3 protein-coding genes are annotated in these 2,888 nt (G+C 43.9%); 2 read left to right on the plus strand and 1 reads right to left on the minus strand.

Features of this window, described 5'->3' with window-relative positions; translation table 11 throughout:
* Nucleotides 1–2,377, minus strand: a 2,377-nt coding sequence (locus tag VB775_RS10120; RefSeq protein ID WP_323216758.1) for a CHAT domain-containing protein, incomplete at its 3' end; no start/stop codon positions are given.
* Nucleotides 2,378–2,424: 47 nt separating this feature from the next.
* Between VB775_RS10120 and VB775_RS10125 the strand changes: the two genes are divergently transcribed.
* Nucleotides 2,425–2,550: a hypothetical protein gene (locus VB775_RS10125; protein WP_323216759.1), complete on the plus strand. Its 126-nt coding sequence runs from the start codon at nt 2,425–2,427 to the stop codon at nt 2,548–2,550.
* A 111-nt stretch (nt 2,551–2,661) separates the two neighbouring features.
* Nucleotides 2,662–2,865, plus strand: coding sequence for a hypothetical protein (locus VB775_RS10130; protein WP_323216760.1), 204 nt, complete (start codon nt 2,662–2,664; stop codon nt 2,863–2,865).
* Nucleotides 2,866–2,888: the final 23 nt, after the last annotated feature.

Below are 2,888 nucleotides of genomic sequence, written 5' to 3' on the forward strand. Positions count from 1 at the left end.
GCCAATCAGCAATTTCATTGAGACGGATTTTGTCGCCATTGCCGAAGATGATGAAGGACTGATCGGGAGAGCCAACATTAAATTCGGCATGGGTGGCAAGGTGGAGAATATTATGGTTTTTAAATTTAGACTCGATCGCTTTACGACTAAATTGTTCTTCGATGAGGGTGACTGAGTTTTGGAAAGAGTTGGCGATCGCTTGGACTTCTCTGACGGTTGCGGGTAAGGCTATTTGTCCAAACTTGCGATCGCCTGCTTTACCGCCAAAGGCTCCTGCGAGGATGTTGGGTGCGTTTTTGGGTGGTGGGGTAAAGTCGGAGAGGGTATAGGCGATGAGGTTGCTAATCTGGTATTTCTCAACTAACAATTGTTTACCGTCATAGAGTGCGGCGATGGGAATGTAGCGCAGTTGTCCATCGGGTGCATAGAGAATCGTTTTGGTGTTGAATTGAACGAGTTCGGCTTCGATGGGTTTAATCAGGAGGTTATAGAGTTGGATTGATGGCTCTCTAAAGTCTTCAGAACTCGGATCAAGGAGTCCTACTCTATAGTCACTAATTAAGGTTTCTAGTTGGTCTTGGGAGATTTTGGTGGTGCGGCGGATGGGGAGGTTGTTGGGGGCAAAGAGGATGATTTCGAGGCGATCGCCTAGGATGAATGGATAGAGTAATACGGTTCCTTGTGGGATCTGGTTGAGATAGTCGGGAACTTTGTTGATTTCGGTTTTGGGAAGTTGTTGGATTTGATTGGCAAGTTGATTGTTGATGTCTTTGCTATTGTCAGGGCTAATAGCTAACAGCTTATCGCTAAGAGCTTTTTCTGGTGCTAATAGTCTGACTCCTTGTGCGGATCTGTCGCTGCCTTTGATGTTTTTGAGATAGTCTTCGAGTTCTTGGACTTTGAGGAGGTCGAGGACTTGCAGGGCTTCGATGATGCGGTTTTGTTGGAGGAGGGTGTCTGCGAGGTCGCGATAAGTTTTTTCGACAGTGGCTAAATAGGATTGTTGGAGGTCTTTGTCGAGTTTTTTGATGTCTTTGCGGATGGATTCACTGATATTAATCGATTGTTTATAAAAGAGAATGGCAAGTTCGGGACGTTTGGCTCTGGATAATATACCTCCCAGATTTGCGAGAGCAAGACGTTCAAAACTTCTATCTCTAGTTTCTCTAGCAATGGTCAAGGCTTGCTGCAAAGAAATTATTACTTCTCTATCTCGATTTAGTTTCCCGTAGGAAACAGCTAAATTATTAAGCCCATACATTTCACCCCGTCGATCTTTGAGTTCCCTTGCGATCGCTAATCTTTGTAACTGAACCTCAATCGCCTTGCCGTATTTGCCGAGAGAATTGTAAGTACCTCCCAGACTTCCGAGCGATTGTCCCTCACTCATACGATTTCTAACTTCCCTTGAGATTGCTAAGCTTAGCAAATGAAACTCAATCGCTTTGTCATATTTGCCGAGATCAGAGTAAGCATTTCCCAAATTGCCGAGGGACTGTCCCTCACCCCTGCGATCTTTGATTTCTCTTGAGATTGCTAAGCTTAGCAACTGAAACTCAATCGCTTTGTCATATTTGCCGAGATTTCGGTAAACAATTCCCAGATTCCTTAGCGCAATTCCTTCTATATCTCTATTTTTGATTTCCCTTGATAAAGATAACTGTTGCAAATGAAACTCAATTGCTTTGTCATATTTGCCGAGAGCATAGTAAGCATTTCCCAGATTTCCGAGGGACTGTCCCTCACTTATTCGATCTTTGATCTCTCTTGCTATTTCTAAGCTTTGCAAATGGGACTCAATCGCCTTGTCATATTTGCCGAGTGAATAGTAAGCCCGACCTAGACTTCCCAGCGTTTGTTCCTCAAGCTGTCGATTTTTGAGTTCTCGTGTGATGTCCAATCTTTTCAAGTAGTATTCAATCGCTTTCTCATATTTATCGAGAGAATTGTAATTGCTACCTAAGTTTTGTAGTGCTGTCGCCTCACCTCGTCGATCTTTGAGTTCCCGCGCGACATCTAATCTTTGCAGTTGATATTCAATTGCTTTGTCATATTTGCCAAGATCGCTGTAAACAAGTCCCAGAACCCCCAAAGCCTTTCCTTCACCTTGTCGATATTTGATCTCGCGATAGATTCGTAAAGCTTGCTCTAATACTAATAAGGATTCTTGATATTGCTTACCTTGATATAATCGAATCCCTTGACTAAAGAACTGATCTGCTTCTACTTGACGATCGCCTGTTGCCTGAGTCACCAGACTTGATCGCACCTCAGTCCCAAAAACAATCTCTGGAAAATTTACAACAGCCACCAACAAAGGACAAACAATCAGAGAAATAGCCGACAACGACAGTCCGTAGCGAGAGCGTAGATTCATAGCCATATCACTGATTTGCGTGTTTAGGATTATACATACATATCCAAGTGATCCGACCATATGCAGTTTTCAAGGAAGAAGGAAAAATCATCGTAGGGGTGAAGCATTACCGCCATCATTTATGCATATCACCACAACCTCCAAACGGTAATGCGATCGCCCAAACCTCATAACGCAGAGACAAGCGATCGGCGAGAGCCAACAATCTTGAGATCCCCGACTTTTTCTGCTCAAGCTGAAGGGATTTGCAAATTCACAAAAAAAGTCGGGGATCTGTCTGTGTGATGCAAAATCAGCTTAGGGGCGTAGCATTATCGCTACCATTTACGCATATATCGCGATCGCTAAACGGTAATGCTACGCCTAAACCTCACAACGCAGAGTCAAGCGATCGGCGAGAGCCAACAATCTTGAGATCCCCGACTTTTTCTGCTCAAGCTGAAGGGATTTGCAAATTCACAAAAAAAGTCGGGGATCTGTCTGTGTGATGCAAAATCAGCTTAGGGGCGTA

The organism is Pseudanabaena sp. CCNP1317 (assembly GCF_034931345.1).
GTDB classification, from domain to species: Bacteria; Cyanobacteriota; Cyanobacteriia; order Pseudanabaenales; family Pseudanabaenaceae; genus Pseudanabaena; species Pseudanabaena galeata.

What these genes read in the sequence shown, in the direction of transcription:
- VB775_RS10130 (WP_323216760.1), top strand. Translation starts at nt 2,662, where the DNA reads ATGCAAAATCAGCTTAGGGGCGTAGCATTATCGCTACCATTTACGCAT.